The sequence below is a fragment of the Aliikangiella maris genome (genome assembly GCF_040719265.1).
GTDB lineage: Bacteria > Pseudomonadota > Gammaproteobacteria > Enterobacterales > Kangiellaceae > Aliikangiella > Aliikangiella maris.
Window position 1 is genome coordinate 127679 of sequence record NZ_JBFDAH010000009.1, and the last position, 23273, is coordinate 150951.

The window sequence follows — 23273 nt, forward strand, 5'->3', positions numbered from 1 at the left end:
TAGTCTACTGTAAAGCTTATGTTTTTATGGCGTAAGTGAGGAAAATACATGAAGTGGTATACAGCAAAATAAAAAATCAATTATTTTGCTGTATATAAAAATCCAATGAAAAATCGTTAACTCTTATTAATGTGAATGATCTTTCTCTTTTTTATGATGCTTGTGTTTTTTCTTACCAGATGCTTTTATTCCTTTATAAACTTGTCGAGTCATTTTTTCAGTGGTAATAAATCCCCAGTTCCATTTATCATGGAATTTAGCAAGTGGATTTAATGCGACTATTTCCTCTTCTGATTTTCCTTTTGCCACTAGCTCTGCGATTATCTTTTTACTTTCTTTGAGCATCTCTATCGAGTTTTTCAAGTCGGCTTTGGTGGCTAATTCACCATGACCAGGAATGATTTTGGTTTTATCATTTGCCAACTTATAAATGGTTTTTTGAGCTTCAATATAACCATCCAGGCTGCCACCATTATTAAAATCAATAAATGGAAACATGTTGCTAAACATTGTATCGCCTGTATGAATAACATTGGCTTGTTTAAAATAAATTACCGCATCGCCATCAGTATGTGCTTCGGAGACATGAAAAATCTTGGCATCTTGGTCATTTAAGTGAAAGTTCATTGAGTGCGAGAATGTAATGACAGGTAGAGCTGCTTTAGGTGCAGGTACATCACCGTTTGAAGTCATGACGCCTTTGTTTACCATGCGCAATCGCAAGTTTTCGTGAGCAACAATTCGAGTGCCGCTTTTCCCCATGGCTTCATTGTTACCCGTATGGTCACCATGAACATGTGTATTGATTAAAAAATCAACAGGTTTAGGGGTGATGCTACTGATAGCATCCTTCATCCGACCTAACAGTGGTGGCATTGAATCATCGATCATAACCACACCATCGACGCCGGTTGATAAACCTATATTACCGCCGGTAAACCCACCAACACCCGCAATCATGTACAAACCCGGAGCAACCTGAGTTGTTTTAAAGGATCGTGTGTCTTTCTTTTCTTCTGCGATGCAGCTAAGTGAACTGGCTATCAGACAACCTGCCAGTGTTATCTTGGTGGTCAATTTCATCTCATTATCCTCATTATTTGTCATTATTAGTACCGCTTGAAAGGTAGCATTCTCGGTTTAATACAACAAGTGGAAGCAATATTTTTTCTATTAGATTTAATACCTTCCTGATTAATTAGAACATAATTAAAGCGAATCAATATTTAATGAATTTTCATCCAGCTCAATCGTTAAGTCATTAAAGTCTGGTAGAACTAAAATTTGGTAGAGCAATAATCCGATAGAACAATAATCGACAGTTTATGTTGCTTACTGAAAATAGGTCAATCGGGTCTCTGATAAGTGTTTGAGAGAAAGCTATTGATATCTGCCGCAGAAATAGTTCTCTAACCAATAACAAAAAGCAGTAAGGCTAAATTATTGAATTCCCCAAATTAACCAAAATAATTCTAGTAAATATTTATATTTTTAATAAAGCTTTGCGGTATGATGCAAAATTGCAACCTAAATTATTTATCAGAGAATATAGAACTATCGTGAGTAATGTTATCACTAAAAACTATCAGTTTATTTTATTTCTGGTTGCCATTATGTGGCTGTTGGAAGTAATCAATATTGTAATTGGACGCCAGTTTAATCAGTATGCACTTGTCCCCCGAAATCTGGAAAGCCTCCCCGGAATTTTTACTATGCACTTCTTGCATTGGAATTTAACGCATTTAATTTCCAATTCAATACCGTTATTGGTGATGGGATTTTTTGTCAGTACCCTTAAGCAAGCGAAACAGGTGACGATTTCTATAATGATTCTTGCGGGTTTAATGGTCTGGATGTTTGCTCGCCCAGGTATTCATGCCGGTGCTTCTGGGCTAGTCATGGGGTATTGGGGGTATTTAATCAGCAGTGCATTCTTTAAACGAAATCTCGTCAATATTGTTGTTGCTATGGTGACTATCTTTTTTTATGGTGGTATTGTGTATAGTTTACTGGACTTTAGGCAGCATGTGAGTTTTGAGGGGCATATCTTTGGATTCTTAGCAGGTATCATCAGTGCCTGGTTTTGGCATAAGCGCGTTTAAAAAATAAGATATTTATAGGAGATTCTTGATGGACGCATTCTTAATCAATATTACCAGTTTCCCAACGGCCATTTATACGACTGCCCTTATTGCGGTAATTGGTTTTTGGTTTCTGGTTATGTTTGGATTATTTGATATCGATGCTTTGGAAATTGATATCGATTTAGAGGTAGACGTCAGTCAAGTTGGTGGTGTTGCAGGGCTATTGACTACATTAGGGCTGACTGGTGTTCCTGTAACATTTGTGTTAACTATGTTAGTTCTTAATGCATGGTTTATCTGCTATTTTGCAACTTTATATATCCCAGAACTTACGGGTATACTTGGACTAATAGAAATTATTGTTAAAGTAATTATTGGAATATTAAGCTTTCTATTATCGTTACCTGTCACAGCTATATTGATTCGGCCACTTCGTAGAATGTTTCGCCGAGTTTATCAGAACGCGACCACTTCATTGATTGGTAAGCATTGTCGAATTCGCTCAAGTCGAGTTGATGATAAGTTTGGTGAAGCGGAATGTTCGATAAATGGTGCTAGCTTGATTATTAAAGTTCGAAGCGATAGCCATACAACTTTTTCACAAGGCGAAACTGCGGTCATAGTCGAACATGAACCATTAAAGAATACTTATCAAATTGTTTCCCAAAAAGAATTTAATTCATCATTTTAAACATTTAAAAAAATAGGAGATAAACTCATGGAACTATTAATACCTGTCGCAGTATGGGGTGGCGTTATTCTGCTTGGTATTTTTGCGTTAGCCATTATGTTTAGTGCTTTTTATAAAAAAGTACCACAGGGCTATGCATTAATCGTGAATGATATGTCATCAAAACCTAAAGTGCATTTTACCGGTGGTATGGTGTTACCAGTAATTCATAAAATGGAAGTAATGAAAATTTCATTAATCACGCTGGAAATTGATCGACGTGCAAGTGATGGATTGATCTGTAAAGATAACTTGCGTGCAGATATTACAGTCGCCTTTTATCTCCGAGTGAATGAAACGCAAGATGATGTCTTACGTGTCGCCAAGGCTATCGGTGTCGATCGTGCATCAGATAAAGAAGCGGTTAATGAACTATTTAATGCCAAGTTTTCAGAAGCCTTAAAAACTGTTGGTAAAAAAATGGCTTTTCTCGATTTATTTGAAAATCGAATTTTGTTCCGTGAAAAAATCATTGAAGTAATTGGTGATGACCTTAATGGCTATGTTCTCGAAGATGTTGCTATTGATTATTTAGAGCAAACACCCAAAGCGCGCCTTGATCCAACAAATATTCTCGATTCAGAAGGGATCAGAAAAATAACTGAAATCACCGCGCAGCAAAATATTGAGACAAATCGACTTGAAAAAGATGAAACATTGGCAATCACCAAGAAAAATGTTGAAACCCAAGAAGCGCTACTCGCGCTGGAACGTCAACAGGTAGATGCCGAGTCTCGCCAAAAACGGGAAATTGAAACGGTGCGCGCAAGAGAAGAAGCGGAAACCAAAAAAGTTCAGGAAGAAGAAAGACTCAAATCTGAACAGGCAAGAATAGAAACCGAAGAGCAAATTGAAATAAGAGAGCAAGTTAGATTACGCCAGGTTGAAGTGGCTGAAAAAAATCGTGAACGTGCTGTTGTTATTGAAAAAGAAAAAGTCATCAAAGCGCAAGAAATGGAGTCTGTCAACCGGCAACGTGAAGTAGAACTTTCTATTATCGATAAAGACAAAGCGCTCGAAGAAGAGAAGAAAATTATTGCGCAAACCATTAGCGAGCGTATTGCTGTTGATAAAAAAGTTGCAGAAGAAGAAGAGCGAATTAAAGAAGTACAGCAGGTATCTGAAGCCGATCGTCTCAAACAGGTTAAAATACTAGCGGCTGAAGCCTCCGCTCAGGAAGATTTAGTTCATACCGTTAAACAAGCAGAAGCCGAAGAGCAAAAAGCTCAATTTAAAGCCCGAGAAATTAATTTGTTGGCTCAAGCTGAATTAGAAGCGGCTTCTAAAAAAGCTGAAGCAGAGAAAAAAGTTGCAGAAGGTACACAAGCAACTCAAGCCGCCAATGGTTTAGCCCAGGCTAAAGTGATGTTGGCTAAAGCCGATGCTACCGAAAAAGAAGGGTTAGTTGAAGCGCGCGTAACTGAAGTAAAAGCAGAAGCCATGCAAAAAGAAGGACTTGCTCAAGCCAAAGTAATGGAAGAAAAATTGGTTGCTGAGGCTCGAGGAAAGGAACAATTAGGTCGAGCAGAAGCGATTGCAGAAAAAGAAATAGGATTGAGTCAAGCGCAAATACTGTTAGAAAAAGGTAAAGCAGAGGCCAGCGCATTAATTGAGAAATTTGCGGCGATGAATGATATGAATAAAGAATCGCGCGAGTTTGAAGAGTTCCGAATGAATCTGGAATATCAGTTAAAAGAAGTTCTGGCATCCATTGATGCAAACAAACAAATTTCAGCCGACCAAGCGCAGGTGCTAGCGGCCGCATTAAAAAATGCTAACATAGATATTGTTGGTGGTCAGGGTGATTACTTCGATAAACTGGCAAAGGGTATGGGTGCTGGAAATGCCATTAATGGCTTTATGGAAAAAAGTCCAATCGTTCAAGCTTTGATGGAAAAACTACTTGGTGGAGCAAGTGAGCCAAAACAAATTTCTAACGTAGAAAAAAGTGAATCCTAAAACTGGGGTCGCGAAGGGGTATCTGTTTAGTCAAATGGATACCCATACATTATTAATACATAAGTCAACGGCAATCGGTTATACAGGGAAAACATTGTGGCGCAAGAAAATCAAAACTCTTCAATAATTGAGCAAGCGGTAGCTGAAGGTGGTGCCTATGAAGTTATTCGCCAGCGGTTAATAGAACAAGGAAAAAGCTACCAGCAGCTCATTGAAAAACTCAATCAATCTCGACAGGCCGAATTTGGTTCAACCGATATGTCGGTGATGAGTCGTTTGCGTTTACGTACTGAAAATAATTGTCAAGCAAAAGATTTGGTTATTGTTGGGAATCATATTTTATTTGGCTACAATGTTTTTCTAGGATTAAAAAAAGAAACAAAAGTTGAAGATGTTTTTTCCTTATATGAATTAAACGAAAATAATGGCGAGTTTGAATTGAAAAATATTCCTCTCGACCAATCTTTTCTTGCTGATCAAAGGTTTCAATCAGAATTTAATGAGCTGTATAGCTATTATAAAGATACCGTTTTATCTCAGCTTGTTTTTAAAGAAAATAAACTCCTCGCTTCTTTTCAAATTGGTAAAAAACTTTCCGATATACGAGTCTTTCGTTGGGAAGTTTCTGCTGATGGAAATCGAATTGAGTACATTGATAATCGTGGCGAACGAGATATTCAGCTGCCTGCCAGTCACAGTTTTGAATGGACTGCTTGTACGCGAGAAGATGTTGTTGAGGGACGCAATCCACATATTAATATTCTCGATACGCTTTTTGTTGATTCGTTACGTGGTGATATTACTGTTAAAATTGAAAATAACACCAATGTTGGATTGGGTATCTATTCCGAGCCCGTAGAAGAAAAGAATCAAGCGCTGGATGATGCTGAATTCTACTATGCTGATTTAAATCCGATTATTCTACTCAAAATAAAACCTTACATGGAAGATATTTATCGTTATTTAGTTTTTAATCGGCAAACAAAATCAATTTACCGTATTGATGCTATTGGTGATGCTTGCGTACAATTACCTGAAAGTCATGGCATCATTTTTCCCGGTGGATATTGTCTCTCAACTGGAGAATATAAAACCTTCGAAGATAATATCGAGGGTTTGGTCTTCAAGCGGTCAATACGTTCACCTAACGGTGAAGATGTCTTATTCATTTTTTATCAACCCGAATCCAATATTATTGCACTGTATCCTTATAATCTAATTAATAAGTCATTACAAAATCCATTGTTTGGCCATGGCTTTGGCTTTTATGAAGATGGCAAAATGTTAATTTTTTATGCGGAACAGGAGCCTAGTCGCATTCACCCAATTCAAATCTGGCAGACGCCTTATTTTTCTGAAGTTTTTGCTAGTAATCAGCCTGTTTCCCAAAGTTTTTACGGCAAAATAGGCAATGCTGAATTAGTTCGTGGCATTTCAGAGCTTTATGCGATTGCCAAAAGTGTAATGGAAGAGGATGTTTCTGCCGATCACTATCATCGACTTAGCGAACAATGTGACAAAATATTTGATGCTTATTTTTGGCTCGACTCACCAGAGCTTAAAGCGATTGCACAATTAACCAAAGAAATTGGCCATACCGCTGAAAATGTAATTGATGAATATGAAAAAGTTGTCAGTATTAAACAACAGTCAGAAAAAGCGCTTGTTGAAGCTCAAGCGTCACAAAAAGAGATTATTCGTCATATTGAGCCTCAAAGCTGGCATTCACCACAAGACTATGTTGAATCGTTGAGTAATATTCGCCATCATCGCGGACATTTGCTGACTATTCGAGATTATCGTTATATCGATATTGAAAGTGTTGACTCTCTGGATAAAGAAATTCAAAAAGTAGAACAGGAAGTCAGTCAGCACACAGTTAAATTTTTAGCGTCGAAAGATGCACTTGTCAGCTATTATAAAGCGCTCGAAAAAAACAAAAATGAAAGCCAAAAAGCAAAAACAAATGCTGAATTAGCACCTTTTATCGAAGCTATTGAGAACATCGCCAATGGATTAGATTTAATTTCTGAAATTTTAGCAACCCTCAAAATTGAAGATGCAACGGTACAAACTCAAATTGTTGACGAAGTATCGACGCTTTATGCCAAATTAAATCAGCAAAAAGCACAGCTATCACATCAACGTAAGTCAATGGGTAGTGCAGAGGCAACTGCCCAGTTTGCAGCTCGAATTAAGCTGCTCAATCAGTCGATTCATAATGCGTTAGGACTGGCGAGTACTCCTGAAAGATGCGATGAACAGTTATCTCGTTTGTTGGTACAGTTAGAAGAGCTTGAAGGCGAATTTAGCGAGTATGATGATTTTATCAGTGACATTATTGTTAAGCGCGAAGAAATTTTTGAATCGTTTGAAGAACATAAACAAAGTTTATTAGAAGCACGACAAAGAAAAGTACAGTCGTTAGCACAGGCGGGTGAAAGAATTTTACAAAGCATTGAGCGCAGAATAAAGCGCTTTAATGATCAAGACGAATTAAATACATTTTTTGCATCTGATGGGCTGGTTAGCAAAGTAAAGCAGATTATTGGGCAAATTCAAGAACTGGATGATAGTGTTAAAGCCGAAGATTTAAACGCCAAAATTAAAGCCATTAATCAACAGGCAATTCGTTCATTGCGAGATAAACAGGATTTATTTGAGTCTGGTGGTCAAGTGATAAAGTTAGGGCCCACACATAAATTTTCTGTGAATACTCAGGAGTTAGATCTGACTATTTTGCCTCAAGGTGAGCAACTTGCAGTGCGTTTGACGGGAACTGACTATTTTGAAATTCTTAATGATGAGCGCTTGCAAAAACTTCAAGAATACTGGTCATTGTCATTGCCCTCAGAAACTGAGAATCTATACCGAAGCGAGTATTTAGCTTACAGTATTTTAAAGACGGCTGAAAAAAATCAGGATGATCTTAAGTGGAGTGAGTTGCTATTAGCGATTCATGATGAAAAGCAATTGTCAGATATCGTCAGTACTTATGCGACTCCCAGATTTCGTGAAGGTTATGAGAAAGGCATTCATGACCATGATGCCATGTTGATATTAAAAACTCTCATACCGGTTTATGATTTGGCTGGCGTGCTTAAATATGCGCCTAAAGTACGAGGAATGGCAATAATATTTTGGGCAAATCAACAGAATCAGGCGGCACTAAAACTTTGGCCAGAGCAAGCAATGAATGCTATACAAATGGTTCAGGTCTTTACTAATTATCATGCGGTAGATTTACTAGTAGATGAAGTTAATCAGCATATGAGTAAATTTTTTAGTCAGCATGGGTTGGTTGTTTCATCATCTGAATGTATTAATATCTGTCGCTATCTAATAGACGAATTAGCTCAAGAAACCGTTGCTTTTGCAACCAGCAAATATGCACTTAGATTAGTTGATGAATTTAAATCGCATCTACAAAGCCAGGATGTTTGGCACAGTTACCAGCAATCATTGAAGCATTTAACTGGTCAAGTGGGCCGTCGCTGGCAACTTTCAGAATCTTGGTTAAGTGCATTTATTAAGGCGAATAAAAAGGAGCAATATAAAAATTATATTGGAGAAGCGGTTGCCATACTCAATGCTGAACAAAGAGTTTCGCGTACCGAAAATGAAATAGATATCCAAATGAAAATCGAAGGATTATTAGGAACTCATCCAAAAATTAATAATCAACAACTGTTTATTCAGCTCGATCAATTCCTAACATTAAATCAGCTTCATTTAGAACAAGTGATTCCAGGATTCAACCAATATTTACAGGTTAGACAAACAGTCATTGAAGAACAAAAACAGGCATTACGACTGTCAGAGTTTAAACCAAAACCATTATCTTCATTTGTGAGAAACCGTTTGATTAATGATGTTTATCTGCCAATTATTGGTGATAACCTTGCTAAACAAATGGGAACAGTTGGCGACAATAAGCGGTCAGATTTAATGGGGTTATTGTTGATGATTTCTCCACCGGGCTATGGAAAAACCACGCTAATGGAATATGTTGCTGAACGATTAGGATTAATTTTTATGAAAATTAATTGTCCGGTTATTGGGCATCATGTTACCTCTATCGATCCTCAACAAGCAGACAACAGTGCTTGCCGTCAAGAATTGGAAAAGCTTAATCTGGCGCTTGAAATGGGAAATAATGTTATGCTTTATCTGGATGATATTCAGCATACGAATAGTGAGTTTTTACAAAAATTTATTTCACTTTGTGATGGTACACGACGCATTGAAGGTGTATGGAAAAACCAAGCCAAAACCTACGATATGCGTGGTAAGAAGTTTTGTGTTGTTATGGCTGGCAATCCTTATACCGAATCGGGCGAGTCATTCCAAATTCCAGATATGTTGGCTAACCGAGCAGATATTTATAATCTGGGTGATGTACTTAGTGGTAAAGAAGCGGTGTTCACCTTAAGTTATATTGAAAATGCCTTAACATCAAATCGTATTCTTGCGCCATTGGCAACTCGAGATATGAGCGATGTTTATCGCTTTATCGACATGTCTCAAGGAAAAAATATTCCAACAACAGAGCTGGTGCATCAATATAGTGGTGCTGAGGTGAAAGAGATTGTTGCAGTATTAGAACGCTTACAAAAAATTCAGCAAACAGTTTGGCGAGTTAATCAGGCTTATATCGCAGCCAGTGCGCAAGATGATAAATACCGTACAGAACCGGTGTTTAAACTACAAGGTTCTTATCGTAATATGAATAAGATGGCTGAGAAAGTCTCAGCCATTATGATCGATGAAGAAGTTGAACGTTTAATTAATGATCATTATCAAGGTGAAGCGCAACTATTAACAAAGGGAACAGAGTCAAACTTATTAAAGCTTGCCGAGTTGAGAGGATGCTTAAATGATGGCCAAAAACAACGTTGGCAGCAAATCAAAGATGACTTCATGCGCAATAGAGCTATGGGCGGGGATGATGCTGATGTGGGTAATAAAATTGTTGCACAACTTGCTGATTTGGTAAATGGGCTGAAGCGATTTGAATCGACTCTTACGGTGCCGCATACAGTGTCAAATGATGAAGAGCTATCTCAAACAACAAACACCTTACAAAAAGAACTCAATACGATTTTAAAAGATATTGCGCTACAGGTTAGCAAAATGGCAACTGCCAATCAGTTTAGTGAGAATGCTCAGTCAAAGCTAGACAAAACCATGCAGACGAGTCTGGCCGATAGAGATAATATTAAGCTGGTTCTTGAATCGACGCTGATGCCATTAATTCGAATTATGGATGGCAAACTTGATCTGGATCTAAAAACCCATCGTAAAATGAATGAAATAAATGAAAGGTTAGCATTTATTACTGATAGACGGTCACCTAAAAAACATGCAGATAATCTCTCTGAGGAGAGTTTCCAAGAGAAAAGTGATGAACCAACCAATAATAACTAGATACGTATTATGTCAGTAATAAAAATTGAGAAAAACCATCAGCTTACCATTATACAACTCAAAAATAGAATTGAACAAATGGCGGAGCAAATCGGCGAAGAATTTGCCATTAAATATGAGTGGGAAGACAGTACATGTATGCTGTTTAGAGGTAAAGGAATTAATGGTGATATTGAATTTAATTCCCAGCAGTTAGTATTCACCATGCGTTTGGGAATGATGTGGCGCGTATTGCGCAATGCCATTGAGTCAAAAGTAACTCAAGCAATTGAGCAAAATTTGATGCATTGAATTTGGAGTCATTTTGGCCTTGTATCAAGATCAGCTATAATTGCGTCTGAGACAAATTCTAAATAATCGATCAGAGGTCAATCTATGACAATCCAAATTGGTGATAAAATCCCCCAGGTGAGTATCAAAGCTGTATCAGATGGTGAAATACTCGAAACCAATACCGAAACCTTATTTGCCACCGGCAAAGCAGTCTTGTTTGGCGTACCAGGTGCGTTTACTCCTACTTGCTCTCAAGCACATTTACCCGAGTATGTTGATCTGTTCGAAGCCATTAAAGCAAAAGGTGTTGATAAGATTGTTTGTATGTCGGTTAACGATGCGTTTGTTATGAAAGCATGGGCTGATGCCAGTGACGCTCACAAAATTATTATGCTTGCCGATGGTAGTGCAGATTTTACTGAACAACTTGGATTACAGCTCGATGCTTCAACATTTGGGATGGGATTGCGTTGTCAACGGTTTGCGATGATTATTGAAGATGGCGCAGTTAAGCAGTGTTTTGTTGAACAGCCTAAACAGTTTGAAGTTTCTAAAGCGGAATATATTTTAGAAAAACTGTAACTTTTTTCGATAATAATTGTCTAATTATTCCAGTTAGAAATTCAAGTGTAGCCAATTTCACAACATGGCTACAGCAATTATTGTGGATTAATCTCTTGCTCGCATTGATTGAAAGGAATACTGACTATTGAATTATTATAATTTCAATACGACTGATCAATCAATGCTTTTGCTATTGGTTAAAATTAAAATGAGGTACAACAATGAACTCATCTTTTTTTAGTGGCATTTTACTTGTCATTTTTTTAGTGCTGGGTTCCGGGTGTACTGCAATTAATAAAAATAAGCAAACAATTGATTATCAACCATTTATTGATGAGCAAAAGTTAGAAAAAATTTCACGGATAACACTATTTAGATTACACGGGTGGCGTGCATTAAATGAAAACTATCTAATTTTAGATACTTCACCACATCGGCCTTATTTAATTGAATTGAAGTTTCCTTGTGTTGAGCTAAAATTTTCTCATGCTATTGCAGTACACCATTCGTCTCCTGGTTCACTTGAATCAAAATTTGATGCTATCTATATTCCAGAATATCCGCATCAAAAGTGCTATATTGAATCGATTTATCGCTTATCAAAAGAACAAGCACAGGCTTTATTTGCTTTTGGTAAAGATGATTCAAACAGCCATAAAGCCCCTCAAATAGAGAAAACTTCACAAAACCAAAGATAACTTGTATAAATCGATGCCATAATAATAGGGCTTTGTTATACTTTGGGTCTATTGGTACATGATGATTCATTCGTGCACCCTTTCATTTATTTTATACAAAATATCATGCAAAACTGCTTAGTGATTAATATTAATTCTTAATTGATAAATCATTAAAAAATTTATTAAGTTCCTCATTGCTCATATTAACCACTGCCGGAGTTAACGATGTTTAATTCTAAACTGCAAAGTCAAATATTCTTAACATTGATTTTGGCAACATTACTTATCAGCTGTAATCAGCAACAAAAAACAGAAATTAAGGAAGTCATCCTCAGGCCAGTAAGAACAATGCAGATCCATGCGACATCGGTCAATCCGTTACATGAGTTTACAGCGGTTGTTGATGCTTCAAAAAAAGCCGATCTGTCGTTTAAGATATCTGGTGAGTTAATCGAGTTACCTGTTAAGCAAGGCGATAGAGTTAAAACTGGACAAGTTATCGCAAGGCTTGATGATAAAGATATCCTTATTCAACTTGATGAAGCAAAGTCGACTTATCATAAAGCAAGTTCAGATTTTAATCGTGCCAAAGACTTACTGAAAACCAATCATATTTCACAGTCTGATTATGATCTTTTGAAAGCGCAATTTAATTCAGCAAAAGCTAAGCTGGAAACTGCTGAAAATAATTTAGCTTATACTCGACTAAAAGCTTCATTTGAAGGAGTGGTTGCTAAAAAATATGTTGAAAATTTTGAAGAGGTGACGGTAACACAACCAATTATTGCGCTTCATGATCTATCGTACCTTAATTTAAAAATTGATGTACCAGAAAGTATAATGATTAATGTAAAAAAACAAAGCGAGCGTCCTACAGCAATTGCGGTGTTTGATGCAATCGATGATATTGAGTTTCCATTAACCTTTAAAGAAATTTCTACTCAAGCTGATGAAGTCACAAAAACTTATGAAGTGACCTATACAATGCCTGCACCAACGGCGTATACCATTTTGCCCGGAATGACGGCAAGGGTAATGGGACGACGTATACTTGATAAAAAGCAACCTGAAATATTCTATTTGCCACCCAGTACAGTATTAAAGGATAAGCAAGGGCATTATGTTTTCATCGTTGTTCCAGTTGAAAATAACAAAGGAAAAATTCAGCGCAAGCCCGTTTCAATTGGTGAAATTACGCCATTTGGTCTTGAAATCTTTAGTGGTGTTGATAACGGTGACAGTTTGCTGACTGCGGGTATGAGTAAAGTAACAAATGGACAGTTAGTTAAATTATAAAAATAAATTACATTGAAAAGTCGCTACGTCAGGAGCTGATGGTGAATATTACTCGCGCTGCAATTGTTAATAATCGAACTTCATGGACTTTACTATTAGTCATTACTTTTTTTGGTCTTTGGGCTTATCAAAATATGCCGAAAGATTACGATCCTGGTTTCATTATACGTACTGCTCAGGTGATTACTTATTTCCCTGGCGCAAGTCCCGAGCGTGTTGAGCAATTGGTAACAGATAAACTGGAAAAAGTTATCCAGGAAATTCCTGAGCTCGACTATGTTAATAGTGAGTCTCGAACTGGCGTTTCGATTATTAGTGTTAATATTAAAGAAAGCTACAAAGTCATGCGCCCGATTTGGGATAACTTGCGCAGAAAAATAGAGGCTGCAACGAGTGAGTTACCCGCTGATGCGCAATCGCCGATTGTTAATGATGAGTTTGGCGATGTTTTTGGTATTGTGATTGGTGTTACTGCCGAAGGTTATACTTATGGTGAATTGGAAAACTTAGCCGAACAGATTAAAGACGACCTGCTTCGGCTTGATGAAGCAGCTAAAGTTGATATTTTTGGTATTCAGGAAGAGCGCATCTTTATTGAATATAATAATTCTCATTTGTCTGAGTTAGGCTTGTCACCTAGCCAATTAAGCGAACAATTAACCAGCCGAAATATTGTCAATCCTGGTGGTACAATCAATATTGATGATGAGCAAATTGCACTGGAGCCAACTGGAAACTTTGAATCCGTCGAAGAAATAAAAAAGACGGTGATTAATTTACCCGGTAGTGATCAGGTTTTATATTTAGAAGATATTGCACAAATTTCTCGCGGATATGTTGATCCGGCGAAAACCAAAGTGAGCGTATCTGGTGAACGAGCAATGTCGATAGCTATCTCGATGCGAAAAGGGGGTAACAATATTCACTTGGGCGAACAGGTTACTCAGGCCATAAATGAATTTTATCGTATTTATCCAATTGGTGTTGATTTTCATCTGGTATCTTATTTACCAAAAGAAGTTGAACAAAAAGTTGATAATTTTATCAGTAATCTGTTGCAGGCGATTGCTGTGGTTACTTTGGTGATGCTTTTTTTTCTTGGCTTAAGAACCGGCTTAATTGTTGCTGTTTTAATTCCTGCCAGTATGATTTTTGCAATTCTGGTGATGTCATTTTTTGATATTGGTATTGATCAGATTTCATTAGCGGCGCTTATAATCGCATTAGGCATGCTGGTAGATAATGGTATCGTCATGTCAGAAAGTATTATGGTTGACATGGAAAATGGCAAAAAACCAATTGCTGCAGCAGTCGATTCAGCCAATGAATTGAAAGTGCCATTACTCACTTCATCATTAACAACAGCGGCAGCATTTTTGCCAATCTTCTTAGCTGAATCCACAACCGGTGAATATACGGCTTCTTTATTCAAAGTTGTAACAATTACTTTGTTATGTTCCTGGATTTTATCGATGACAATTATTCCTATGCTGTGTGTTTACTTTATGAAAATAAAAAAGCAACGACAGCATTTTAATCAGGGAATTTATCGAATTTATCATCAAATACTCGATAAGTTTTTAGCCTATCGCGGACTAACGCTGTCGAGCACTCTGGTTATTTTAGTGATTGCCATGATGGGGTTAAACCGTGTACCAAAACTGTTTTTTCCACCTTCGGATAGACCTTATTTTAAGGTTGAACTTGAGCTGCCATTAGGCACACATATTGATGCGATGGATGGGGTGGTTAAGGAGATAGAAGCTTTTATCGAAAAAGAATTAGCCGTTGGTTCGTCACGTAATACCGGTGTGACAACATGGATAAGTTATACTGGCTCGGGTGGTCCAAGATTTTTATTAACACATAACCCTAAGCCGTTTAGTGCAAATTATGCATTAATGATTATTAATACCTCCTCTTTTGAGGTTATTGATAAGATGATCTCAAAATTAGATCAATATACGTTTAATCATTTTCCAGACTTGCTGGTCAAGTTAAGAAAAATTGAAAACGGAGCCGCGATTGCTAACCCTGTTGAAGTTCGTGTTAGCGGAAAAGACAGCCGAATATTATTTGAGTATGTTGATTTAATTAAACAGCAGTTTACACAGATTGATGGTTTAAAATCAATTAGTGACAACTGGGGATTACCAATCAAAAAGTTGAAAGTAAAAATCAATCAAGCGCGTGCTAAGCGAGCAGGCATATCAAGTAAAGATATAGCGATTTCATTACAAACAGGTTTATCGGGACTAGAGTTAACACAATATCGTGAAAATGACGATGTAATTCCGATTATGATGCGCTCAACTGCGGCAGATCGACAAGATATTGGTAAACTTGAGGCGCTGGCTGTTTACTCTCAAGCCACAGGTATTGCTGTTCCGCTTAAGCAGGTCGCAGATATCGAAATGGTATGGGAAGCTGCCAACATTATGCGGCGTGATCGACTTAAAACGGTGACGGTTGGTGCTCAGTTGGAAAATGATGTTACGGCGAATGAAGCATTTGAACAATTATTACCTTGGTTAAAGAAACAGCAGTCTCAATGGGCACCTGGCTACCGCTTTGAGCTTGGTGGTGAGGCTGAATCATCAGGTAAGGCGAATCGTTCAATTGTTGAAAAGTTGCCTGTGGCTGTTTTAATTATTGTGCTGCTTTTAGTGGCACAATTTAACTCAATTCGACAGTCTATTATTGTTTTGGTAACCATTCCATTAGGACTAATCGGCGTGACGGTAGGTTTGTTAGTTGGCCAGTCATTTTTTGGGTTTATGACTTTATTGGGAATAATTTCTTTAGCTGGTATCGTGATTAATAATGCTATCGTTTTATTAGAGCGTATAAAAATTGAGCGAGAGGCTAATCCTGATAATCCGATAGATGCAATTATTGAAGCGGCTAAAAGGCGTATGCGCCCTATTTTGTTAACGACAGCAACAACGGTTTTCGGTTTGGTTCCTCTGTATCTGGGGGGAGGTGAAATGTGGGAACCCATGGCTCTTTCAATTATTGGTGGATTGCTGTTTTCTACCCTGCTCACCTTGGGCGTTGTTCCGGTGCTTTATGCATTATTATTTGGTGTTAAACATAATCGGTAATTAATGTGAAAGTGTGAATGTGAAGACTGTGATATAACCGGATAGCATAGGCTAATGGTAAGTATAATAACCAAACATTATCAATAAGGGATTGTATTTTGATACGCCTGCCCCTATGTAACGAGGTAATAACACTTAGCCTATATGTTGATTATTAAGGTAAACAGCGCATTCAACTAATCCATCCACTAACCAATTAAAGTTTAGGTGGGCTAATATAAATTTAGTGTAAGCGGGATAAGCCTGTAGAGCGCGAATCTTGCCGGATTGTTTTGCTAGAGTAATATTCAGCGCTGTGTTTTTGATACATTCAATCTTTTGATCAAATTTGCGTTTTAATTGAATCCAATCAGGATTTAATTCAGACTAACCGACATATCTACACATAGACTAATTCAGTTTCAATTCATTTCTGCCCAAAAATTATCAGGAGAAAGCATGGCATTTCCAAAGATTTCCCGATTAACCGATGTTAATCAGCTTGCGGCGCATAATAAAAATAATGATTGTATTATTTTAGTGACCAGTCAAAAAAATTGTACTACTAGCCCCTTAATTGACGAAGCAATATCAAAGGCATTGACTATCGATCAACGTATTGGAGAGCAGCCTGTATTAATTCATGCTCCAGAACTAGCTGGTGGCCGGCTAATACATTCAACAAGCGGCCCAATTGATCGTGATTATGATGATGTACGCAATTTTGGTGACGCTGCCGCCAAAGGAATCATTTTGGCCAGAGATGCGGGGGCCAAAAATCCAATTATTTTAGTTGAAGGTGTACCTGCAAGAGAAGCCTTCGCAAATGCTTGCGAAGTCAGTTATCTGGGCGCTTGTCAGGCATTATGGCAGCCACTTGAAGCGCGTGAGTTTTTGGGTGAAAACGAAGTTGAAACGATTGAATCAATTACCCTCGTTGATGTAAATGATCAAATTAATCTGGACTTTTTATCTGCAGTTGAAGCTGGGAAAAGGTTAGCGCGTGATTTAGCAGGTACCGAACCTGAAAGGTTTGCACCAGCCGGATTTGCTGAGTATTGCCAACAGGCGATGACTGGCACATCGGTTGCGGTAGAAATTATTGATGACCGCGCGACGATTGAAAAAGAATTTCCATTGCTGGGCGCTGTTGCACGCGCTTCTCAAGCTGTGACACGGCATCAGCCAAGAGTTGTTCATATGGACTATGTTGGTGAAGGCCCGATTGAAAAAACTTTGATCCTTGTGGGCAAAGCCGTGACTTATGATACCGGTGGTGCCGATGTAAAAATTGGTGGTCACATGGCTGGCATGAGTCGTGATAAAGGGGGAGCTGCGGCTGTTGCAGGTTTTATGAAAACTTTGGCTGAATTAAAACCTAAGGGTTTGAAGGTTCGAGCGACCTTAGGTGTTGTTCGCAACAGCATCGGCCCTGATAGCTATGTTGCAGACGAAATCATTCTGGCTCACTCTGGTGTTCGAGTGAGGATTGGCAATACTGATGCAGAGGGTCGTCTGGTTATGGCTGATTTATTATCACATGGTCGTGAAATGGCTAAAAATGAAACGGCGCCAGAACTGATGACCATTGCCACTTTAACTGGTCATGCGTCACTTGCAGCCGGACCCTATACAATTTTAATTGAAAATGGACCCGCAAGAGATCAGCAAATGGCTGATAAGCTGGAACAAGCTGGGGAATCGTGGGGCGACTGTATTGAAATAGGCCGCTCTCGACGCGAAGATTGGAAGATGATTCAGCCACGCAGTAAAGCTGATGATGTGTTGTCTTCAAATAATGGACCATCAGTGAGTGTCGCCCGAGGTCACCAATTTCCAATGGCATTTTTAGCATTATCGTCAGGTTTGGACAAGCATGGTAGTCAGTCTGAGCAACCGATTGCTTATACACATATTGATATTGCTGGCAGTGGTGTTGAAGGAAGTGATTGGCAACATGGTAAGCCTACGGCGGCACCTGTTGCTGCATTAGCTGCACGTTATTTACTCGGGTAAATATTTAGCGGCATTTATTGCGGCCTAAGCCTAAGAAGTTAAATTAAAAAGCGCAGGGGTTTCATCCAACCTTATCTGCGCTTTTTAATATGTAATTAGCTTTAATTGAATTTTTAAGCCAGGTATTCCTCTCCAATATTGAACGGTACTGTTATGGGTTAGGCGCAACTCGATAAAAGTGCGGTTCATCAAACCAGATATCGTCATTAGGGACATTGAGTTTTAATTCGGTTATTTGTCCTTTCGAGTTACTGACAAAATGTGCAGTTCCCTCATTGATCCAGGCTCTGCCATTATCCCAGTGAATCGTAAATACATCGTAGTGACGATGAGATAGCTGTGCAGTGAGCATTGGAGAGGGCAACATTTTCATTGTGAGTTGATCATTTTTCAGTTCGACCAGAATATCGCCATACATCTTACTGCGATAGGTGCCGGCATAATCGGCTAACGAGTAAGCTGGCTGAGTATTTTTAGTTATAGGCCCAAGTGCTGAAGCTCGTGCTGCAATTTTATCTTTAAAGTTACGCTTATTATTAGCAGCCAGTTTTGCCGAGTCGAACGGCTCGCTCTCACTTTTTACCTGGTTTTTTTGTGTTATTGCAATAATTTGATGTGCTAATTGTGTTGCTAAAGGAGCGGTACTATTTGTAAAAACTGCAACCCCTAAATTATCTTCGGGAATAAGAGCGATACGCGAAGTCATGCCTTCTACGCTGCCACTGTGAGTAACCATTAATTTTCCGTGATGATCATTAACAAAAAAGCCAAGTCCATAGGCCATTAAATGATTGGGTGACTGTTCCGTTTTAGGCGGGATACTCACGGCATTAACCGCTGTCCATAATTTATCAGACACAGCTTTACTGAAAATATTTTTTCCTTTATAGCTGCCACGATTCAGTTGTAATTGCATCCAGTGGGTAATATCTTTTGCAGAAGTAACAATTGAACCTGCGGCATCGATTGCATCATTATGATGCCAATCTAGTGGTTGAAAAATGACATTACCTTGATTATCCAGTGCCTCGTAATGTGGAGAAGCGACCTTGGTTTTTTTTCTAATTGACTGATAACTGGTATAAGAGTTTTTCATTCCTAGCGGTTTAAATATTTCTTTTTCAATAAATTTTCGCCAACTCATACCTGAAATTTGAGCGATGACTTCTCCGGCTGTAATGTACCCAATATTGGAATAACCAAAGTTTGAGCGAAATTGAAAATCTGGTTTAACATATTTAAAACGTCTAATAATTTCTTCTGGTTTGTATTGTGTGTCGTACCAAAGTAAGTCGCCACTAAAATGCTTATAACCTAATCGATGTGCCAATATGTCTATCATGTTCATATGATCGCTGGCGTAAGGATCGTATAACTCAAAATAAGGTAAGTATTTTTTTACACGATCATCCCAGCTAACTTGATTGCGATCTACAAGAATTCCCATCGCTGTGGCGGTAAATGCTTTTGAGTTTGAAGCAATGGCAAAAAGTGTATTTTCATCGACAGGCTTATTTTTGTTAATTTCTTTGGTACCGTAACCTTTGGTCAAAATAATTTGGTTGTCTTGAACAATTGCAATACTGACCCCAGGTACGCCGGTTTGTTTGAGTGCACTGTTGACTAATTGATCAAGATTGCTGAGTTGCTGCTGGTCAAGTGCCTGTGTTAAAAGGCTCAGTGGTAACAAAAATAAAAGCGCTAATAGTGAAATAAATGGATACTTGATAATGTGATTTTTTTTCATTGAACTGGTCCACCCTGGCGAGCTAATCAATATAAAGTAGTGTCGTAATAAAAATTGCTTTAATTGTTGTTACCAATTGTAAAATAAAATTAGTCAAAATATGATAATTTATCAATAATTAAAGGTTTTATCAGTGTTTTGTTATTGTTTTATATCATCTCTGAGTCTTGTTGTCTGAACTCGACATACAGAAAAACTAAATCGTTATTATTATTAAAATCAAGCGACATAAAAATTATGATGATTAAGTCGACCACTTTTTCGCTGCAATAATTGAGGATATTGTGAAAATCGTTCTTGTGCATGGCATATTTAATCGGGGTGCGATTTTTTTCTGGTTGAAAAAATATCTAAAACAAGCCGGTTTTAACTGTTTTTCACCAAGTCTTCGCCCATGTGATGGACGTTATGGTATCGACTATACCGCTGAGCAACTGGCCGACAAAATTCAATCTTTTGTACCTGGTGATGAAAAATTTTGCTTAATTGGATTTAGTATGGGGGCTGTTGTTGCTCGTTATTATTTGCAAAATTTGGGTGGATACCATCGAGTGACTCATTTTTTCTCTATTGCTGGTCCGCATCATGGGAGTTATTGGGCTTACCTTCCCTATCCTTCAAAAGGGGTTCGACAGCTTCGTCCAGGGAGTGACTTTCTCAGTCAACTTGCCGCCAATCAGTCGATATTAAAAAAAGTGAAAGTGTATTCATACTGGACTCCGTTTGATTTATCCATTTTACCTAGCAATAGCAGTATTTGGTCAATTGCTAACAATCAAAAAGTTAACGCATGGTCACATTTTTCAATTATTTTTAATCGCGCGGTGAAACAACATATACTGACAGAATTAATCAACGATTCGCCATAGATACCAACTGGCTACACTCCGATAGGGTTGCCAACGTTCGGCAAGTGTTTCCATAGCACTTAAGTTTTCTGCTTGATCGCCAAATAGAATTTTCATGCCTCGTTGTAAACCAACATCTAAGGGAGAAAAAATATCCATTCGGTGGAGTGAAAATATCATGAACATTTCTGCCGTCCATTGACCAACCCCTCTTAGCGCGGTTAATTGTTCGATGACCTCTTGATCGCTGGCATTTTCTAGTGCTTTAAAATTCAATTGGCGAGATTTTACTGCTTGGGCGATTCCCTGAATATATTCCACTTTTCGATTGGATAATCCACAGTCGCGCAATTGCTGGTGGGCATAGTTTAATAATTTTCCTGGAACAAACCGTTTGCCAACTAAGGCTCTGACCCGCTGCTCGATAGTATCGGCAGCTTTAACTGATAGTTGTTGTGAAATGATTGATACAATTAATGTATCAAACGGATCAACATCATTAAGCTTAATTAAACACTTGCCATGTTGTTTGACGGTAGGTCCAAGAAACTCGCAAGCCAACAGGGCTTTGCGAGCTTTGTTTAGTGCATAGGGCGTCATTTTCATGCGTATTGCTCACGTTGAAGATATCATTTCTTGAGGCTCTTATTGCTAGCTGATGCCTATGATTTCACCATTTTCCAGTAATTCAATTTTGTTGGCGGCGGGGTCTTTTGGCAGACCTGGCATACGCATGATATTTCCAGTTAACACCACCAAAAAACCTGCACCGGCATTGACCTGAATATTTCTCACGGTCACCTGAAAATCTTTGGGGCGACCATGCAGCAGCGGATCATCTGATAATGAACTGGGAGCTTTGGCAATACAAATGGGGAGTTGCGTCAATTTTAGCGCTTCGACATGGTGTAAATCTTTTTCTGCTTCTTTGGTAAAAGCGACATCTTTAGCCCCGTACATGGCTTTGCACACCGTTCTTATTTTATCTACGACACTTTCTTCCAGTTGGTATAGCGGTTTAAACGGTTTCGAATCTTGAGCCGCTAGTTTAACTTTTTCTGCCAGTTCAATTGCGCCAGCACCACCTTGAGTAAAGTGATCGCTTTGTGCAAATAAGAACCCTTTTTGTTCAACATGTTGGCGGATGATGGCAATCTCTGCATCGCTGTCATCATGAAAGCGATTTAAAGCCACAACTGGCACTTTATTGAATGTTGTTACATTTTCGATGTGTTTATCCAGATTTTCCAAGCCCTTGCGTACAAATTCAGTATTTACCGTGGTAAGTTGGTTCTTATCCATACCGCCATGCATTTTTAAGGCTCTGACGGTGGTTACTAGTACCACAGCTGCCGGATCAAGTTGAGCCATTCGACATTTGATATCGAAGAATTTCTCTGCACCTAAATCAAAACCAAACCCCGCTTCAGTAATGGCCCATTCGGCATGGTGCATCGCCATTTGGGTGGCCAGAATACTATTACAACCATGGGCAATATTGGCAAATGGACCGCCATGAATAAATGCAGGTGTACCTTCGAGGGTTTGTACCAGATTGGGATGGAGCGCATCGCGCAGTAGTGCTAACAGTGCGCCTGTAATTCCTAGCGAGCGCACAAAAATGGCTTCACCAGAGTAGCTATATCCTATTAGCGTGTTATTCAAACGCCGTTGTAGATCATTAAAGCTGCGCGCTAAACAGACAATCGCCATGACTTCTGATGCCGCGGTAATATCAAAACCCCCTTCACGGGGGATTCCCTGCATTTTTCCGCCAAGCCCGAGCACTATTTGTCTAAGACTACGATCATTCATATCCATCACTCTGCGCCATACGATTTGGCGTGGATCGATATTGAGGGCATTACCATGAAAAATATGGTTATCTACTGCGGCTGAAATTAAATTATTCGCTGCGGTAATGGCATGAAAATCACCGGTAAAGTGTAAGTTTATGCGATCAACGGGAAGCACTTGAGAATAACCACCGCCTGTTGCGCCCCCTTTCATGCCCAGACAAGGCCCGAGAGATGGTTCGCGCAAGGCTAGGCATACAGAATCACCTAATTTAGAAAATGCCTGACCGAGGCCAATTGTGGTTGTGGTTTTGCCTTCGCCTGCTGGAGTTGGTGTTGTTGCCGATACAAGGATTAACTGGCTATTGGGTCGGTTGTTCGGTTCGAGCAATGCATCAATGTTAACTTTGGTAATATCTCGCCCATAGGGCATTAAATATTTATCTTGTATACCGAGTTTGTCGGCTATGTCAGTGATAGGTTGTGTTGTAGCTTGTTTCACGATCTCGGTATCAGTCAGCATCACTTATTCCTTATTCTTTTCTTTAGATTTAAATTGATAGAAGGTATTAATTACAGAACCTAATGTCACAATTAATGCGCCACCAATAAACAACTGTTGCAGGGTTGTTGAAGAAAGATATTGAGGGGGATTGCGTAATAAAATCATTGCAACAATCAATATTAAAAATCCGACAAAATAAAAGCATAGCGCCAGTTTGGGAATTTTTTTGAATTTCAGATTAATGGATCGCATTGATGACTACTCT

Annotated in this window: 16 protein-coding genes; 11 read left to right on the top strand and 5 right to left on the bottom strand. The window is 38.5% G+C overall.

Features of this window, described 5'->3' with window-relative positions; genetic code table 11:
• Positions 1 to 126 precede the first annotated feature (126 nt).
• Positions 127 to 1107, bottom strand: coding sequence for an MBL fold metallo-hydrolase (locus ABVT42_RS10660; RefSeq protein ID WP_353896720.1), 981 nt, complete (start codon positions 1105 to 1107; stop codon positions 127 to 129).
• Between the two features lie 452 nt (positions 1108 to 1559).
• Here ABVT42_RS10660 and ABVT42_RS10665 point away from each other — a divergent pair, with 452 nt between their 5' ends.
• From ABVT42_RS10665 to ABVT42_RS10710, 10 genes are all read left to right on the top strand, one after another.
• Positions 1560 to 2102, top strand: a complete 543-nt coding sequence (locus tag ABVT42_RS10665) for a rhomboid family intramembrane serine protease (protein WP_353896719.1) — start codon at positions 1560 to 1562, stop codon at positions 2100 to 2102.
• 28 nt (positions 2103 to 2130) lie between these two features.
• Positions 2131 to 2775 carry a hypothetical protein gene (locus ABVT42_RS10670; protein WP_353896718.1) on the top strand — a complete coding sequence of 215 codons (645 nt, stop codon included), beginning with the start codon at positions 2131 to 2133 and terminating at the stop codon, positions 2773 to 2775.
• Between the two features lie 27 nt (positions 2776 to 2802).
• The gene (locus ABVT42_RS10675; RefSeq protein WP_353896717.1) at positions 2803 to 4773 is read left to right on the top strand and encodes a flotillin family protein; all 1971 of its coding nucleotides are present in this window, start codon (positions 2803 to 2805) and stop codon (positions 4771 to 4773) included.
• A 96-nt stretch (positions 4774 to 4869) separates the two neighbouring features.
• Positions 4870 to 10200 (top strand): DNA repair ATPase, encoded by a 5331-nt coding sequence (locus tag ABVT42_RS10680; RefSeq protein WP_353896716.1) that lies wholly within the window; start codon positions 4870 to 4872, stop codon positions 10198 to 10200.
• Positions 10201 to 10209: 9 nt separating this feature from the next.
• Positions 10210 to 10491, top strand: coding sequence for a polyhydroxyalkanoic acid system family protein (locus ABVT42_RS10685; RefSeq protein WP_353896715.1), 282 nt, complete (start codon positions 10210 to 10212; stop codon positions 10489 to 10491).
• 84 nt (positions 10492 to 10575) lie between these two features.
• The gene (locus ABVT42_RS10690; RefSeq protein ID WP_353896714.1) at positions 10576 to 11055 is read left to right on the top strand and encodes a peroxiredoxin; all 480 of its coding nucleotides are present in this window, start codon (positions 10576 to 10578) and stop codon (positions 11053 to 11055) included.
• 203 nt (positions 11056 to 11258) lie between these two features.
• The gene (locus ABVT42_RS10695) at positions 11259 to 11735 is read left to right on the top strand and encodes a DUF6491 family protein (RefSeq protein ID WP_353896713.1); all 477 of its coding nucleotides are present in this window, start codon (positions 11259 to 11261) and stop codon (positions 11733 to 11735) included.
• A gap of 207 nt (positions 11736 to 11942) precedes the next feature.
• Complete coding sequence (locus tag ABVT42_RS10700) at positions 11943 to 13013, top strand: efflux RND transporter periplasmic adaptor subunit (RefSeq protein WP_353896712.1); 1071 nt, start codon at positions 11943 to 11945, stop codon at positions 13011 to 13013.
• Between the two features lie 41 nt (positions 13014 to 13054).
• A complete protein-coding gene (locus ABVT42_RS10705; RefSeq protein ID WP_353896711.1) occupies positions 13055 to 16117 on the top strand; it encodes an efflux RND transporter permease subunit in 3063 nt (1020 codons plus the stop codon).
• A gap of 438 nt (positions 16118 to 16555) precedes the next feature.
• Positions 16556 to 18112, top strand: a complete 1557-nt coding sequence (locus tag ABVT42_RS10710; protein ID WP_353896710.1) for a M17 family metallopeptidase — start codon at positions 16556 to 16558, stop codon at positions 18110 to 18112.
• Between the two features lie 151 nt (positions 18113 to 18263).
• On the opposite strand, the gene ABVT42_RS10715 is transcribed toward ABVT42_RS10710, so the two are convergent.
• A complete protein-coding gene (locus tag ABVT42_RS10715; RefSeq protein WP_353896709.1) occupies positions 18264 to 19859 on the bottom strand; it encodes a serine hydrolase in 1596 nt (531 codons plus the stop codon).
• Positions 19860 to 20143: 284 nt separating this feature from the next.
• On the opposite strand from ABVT42_RS10715, the gene ABVT42_RS10720 reads away from it, so the two are divergent.
• Entirely contained in the window at positions 20144 to 20728 is a 585-nt protein-coding gene (locus ABVT42_RS10720) for an alpha/beta fold hydrolase (RefSeq protein ID WP_353896708.1), read from the top strand.
• Here the strand turns inward: ABVT42_RS10720 and ABVT42_RS10725 are convergent.
• Genes ABVT42_RS10725 through ABVT42_RS10735 form a run of 3 tightly spaced genes read right to left on the bottom strand, consistent with a single transcriptional unit; the run spans position 20708 to position 23260 of the window.
• Positions 20708 to 21313: a DNA-3-methyladenine glycosylase family protein gene (locus tag ABVT42_RS10725; RefSeq protein WP_353896707.1), complete on the bottom strand. Its 606-nt coding sequence runs from the start codon at positions 21311 to 21313 to the stop codon at positions 20708 to 20710. The two genes, ABVT42_RS10720 and ABVT42_RS10725, sit on opposite strands and share 21 nt — an antisense overlap.
• 45 nt (positions 21314 to 21358) lie before the next feature.
• Entirely contained in the window at positions 21359 to 23026 is a 1668-nt protein-coding gene (locus tag ABVT42_RS10730) for a formate--tetrahydrofolate ligase (RefSeq protein WP_353896706.1), read from the bottom strand.
• 3 nt (positions 23027 to 23029) lie between these two features.
• Positions 23030 to 23260: a hypothetical protein gene (locus ABVT42_RS10735; protein ID WP_353896705.1), complete on the bottom strand. Its 231-nt coding sequence runs from the start codon at positions 23258 to 23260 to the stop codon at positions 23030 to 23032.
• Positions 23261 to 23273 lie beyond the last annotated feature (13 nt).

Coding starts and splice junctions, on each gene's coding strand:
- ABVT42_RS10710 (WP_353896710.1), top strand. CDS start 16,556: ATGGCATTTCCAAAGATTTCCCGATTAACCGATGTTAATCAGCTTGCG.
- ABVT42_RS10715 (WP_353896709.1), bottom strand. CDS start 19,859: ATGAAAAAAAATCACATTATCAAGTATCCATTTATTTCACTATTAGCG.
- ABVT42_RS10700 (WP_353896712.1), top strand. CDS start 11,943: ATGTTTAATTCTAAACTGCAAAGTCAAATATTCTTAACATTGATTTTG.
- ABVT42_RS10675 (WP_353896717.1), top strand. CDS start 2,803: ATGGAACTATTAATACCTGTCGCAGTATGGGGTGGCGTTATTCTGCTT.
- ABVT42_RS10695 (WP_353896713.1), top strand. CDS start 11,259: ATGAACTCATCTTTTTTTAGTGGCATTTTACTTGTCATTTTTTTAGTG.
- ABVT42_RS10735 (WP_353896705.1), bottom strand. CDS start 23,260: ATGCGATCCATTAATCTGAAATTCAAAAAAATTCCCAAACTGGCGCTA.
- ABVT42_RS10725 (WP_353896707.1), bottom strand. CDS start 21,313: ATGAAAATGACGCCCTATGCACTAAACAAAGCTCGCAAAGCCCTGTTG.
- ABVT42_RS10730 (WP_353896706.1), bottom strand. CDS start 23,026: ATGCTGACTGATACCGAGATCGTGAAACAAGCTACAACACAACCTATC.
- ABVT42_RS10660 (WP_353896720.1), bottom strand. CDS start 1,107: ATGACAAATAATGAGGATAATGAGATGAAATTGACCACCAAGATAACA.
- ABVT42_RS10685 (WP_353896715.1), top strand. CDS start 10,210: ATGTCAGTAATAAAAATTGAGAAAAACCATCAGCTTACCATTATACAA.
- ABVT42_RS10690 (WP_353896714.1), top strand. CDS start 10,576: ATGACAATCCAAATTGGTGATAAAATCCCCCAGGTGAGTATCAAAGCT.
- ABVT42_RS10670 (WP_353896718.1), top strand. CDS start 2,131: ATGGACGCATTCTTAATCAATATTACCAGTTTCCCAACGGCCATTTAT.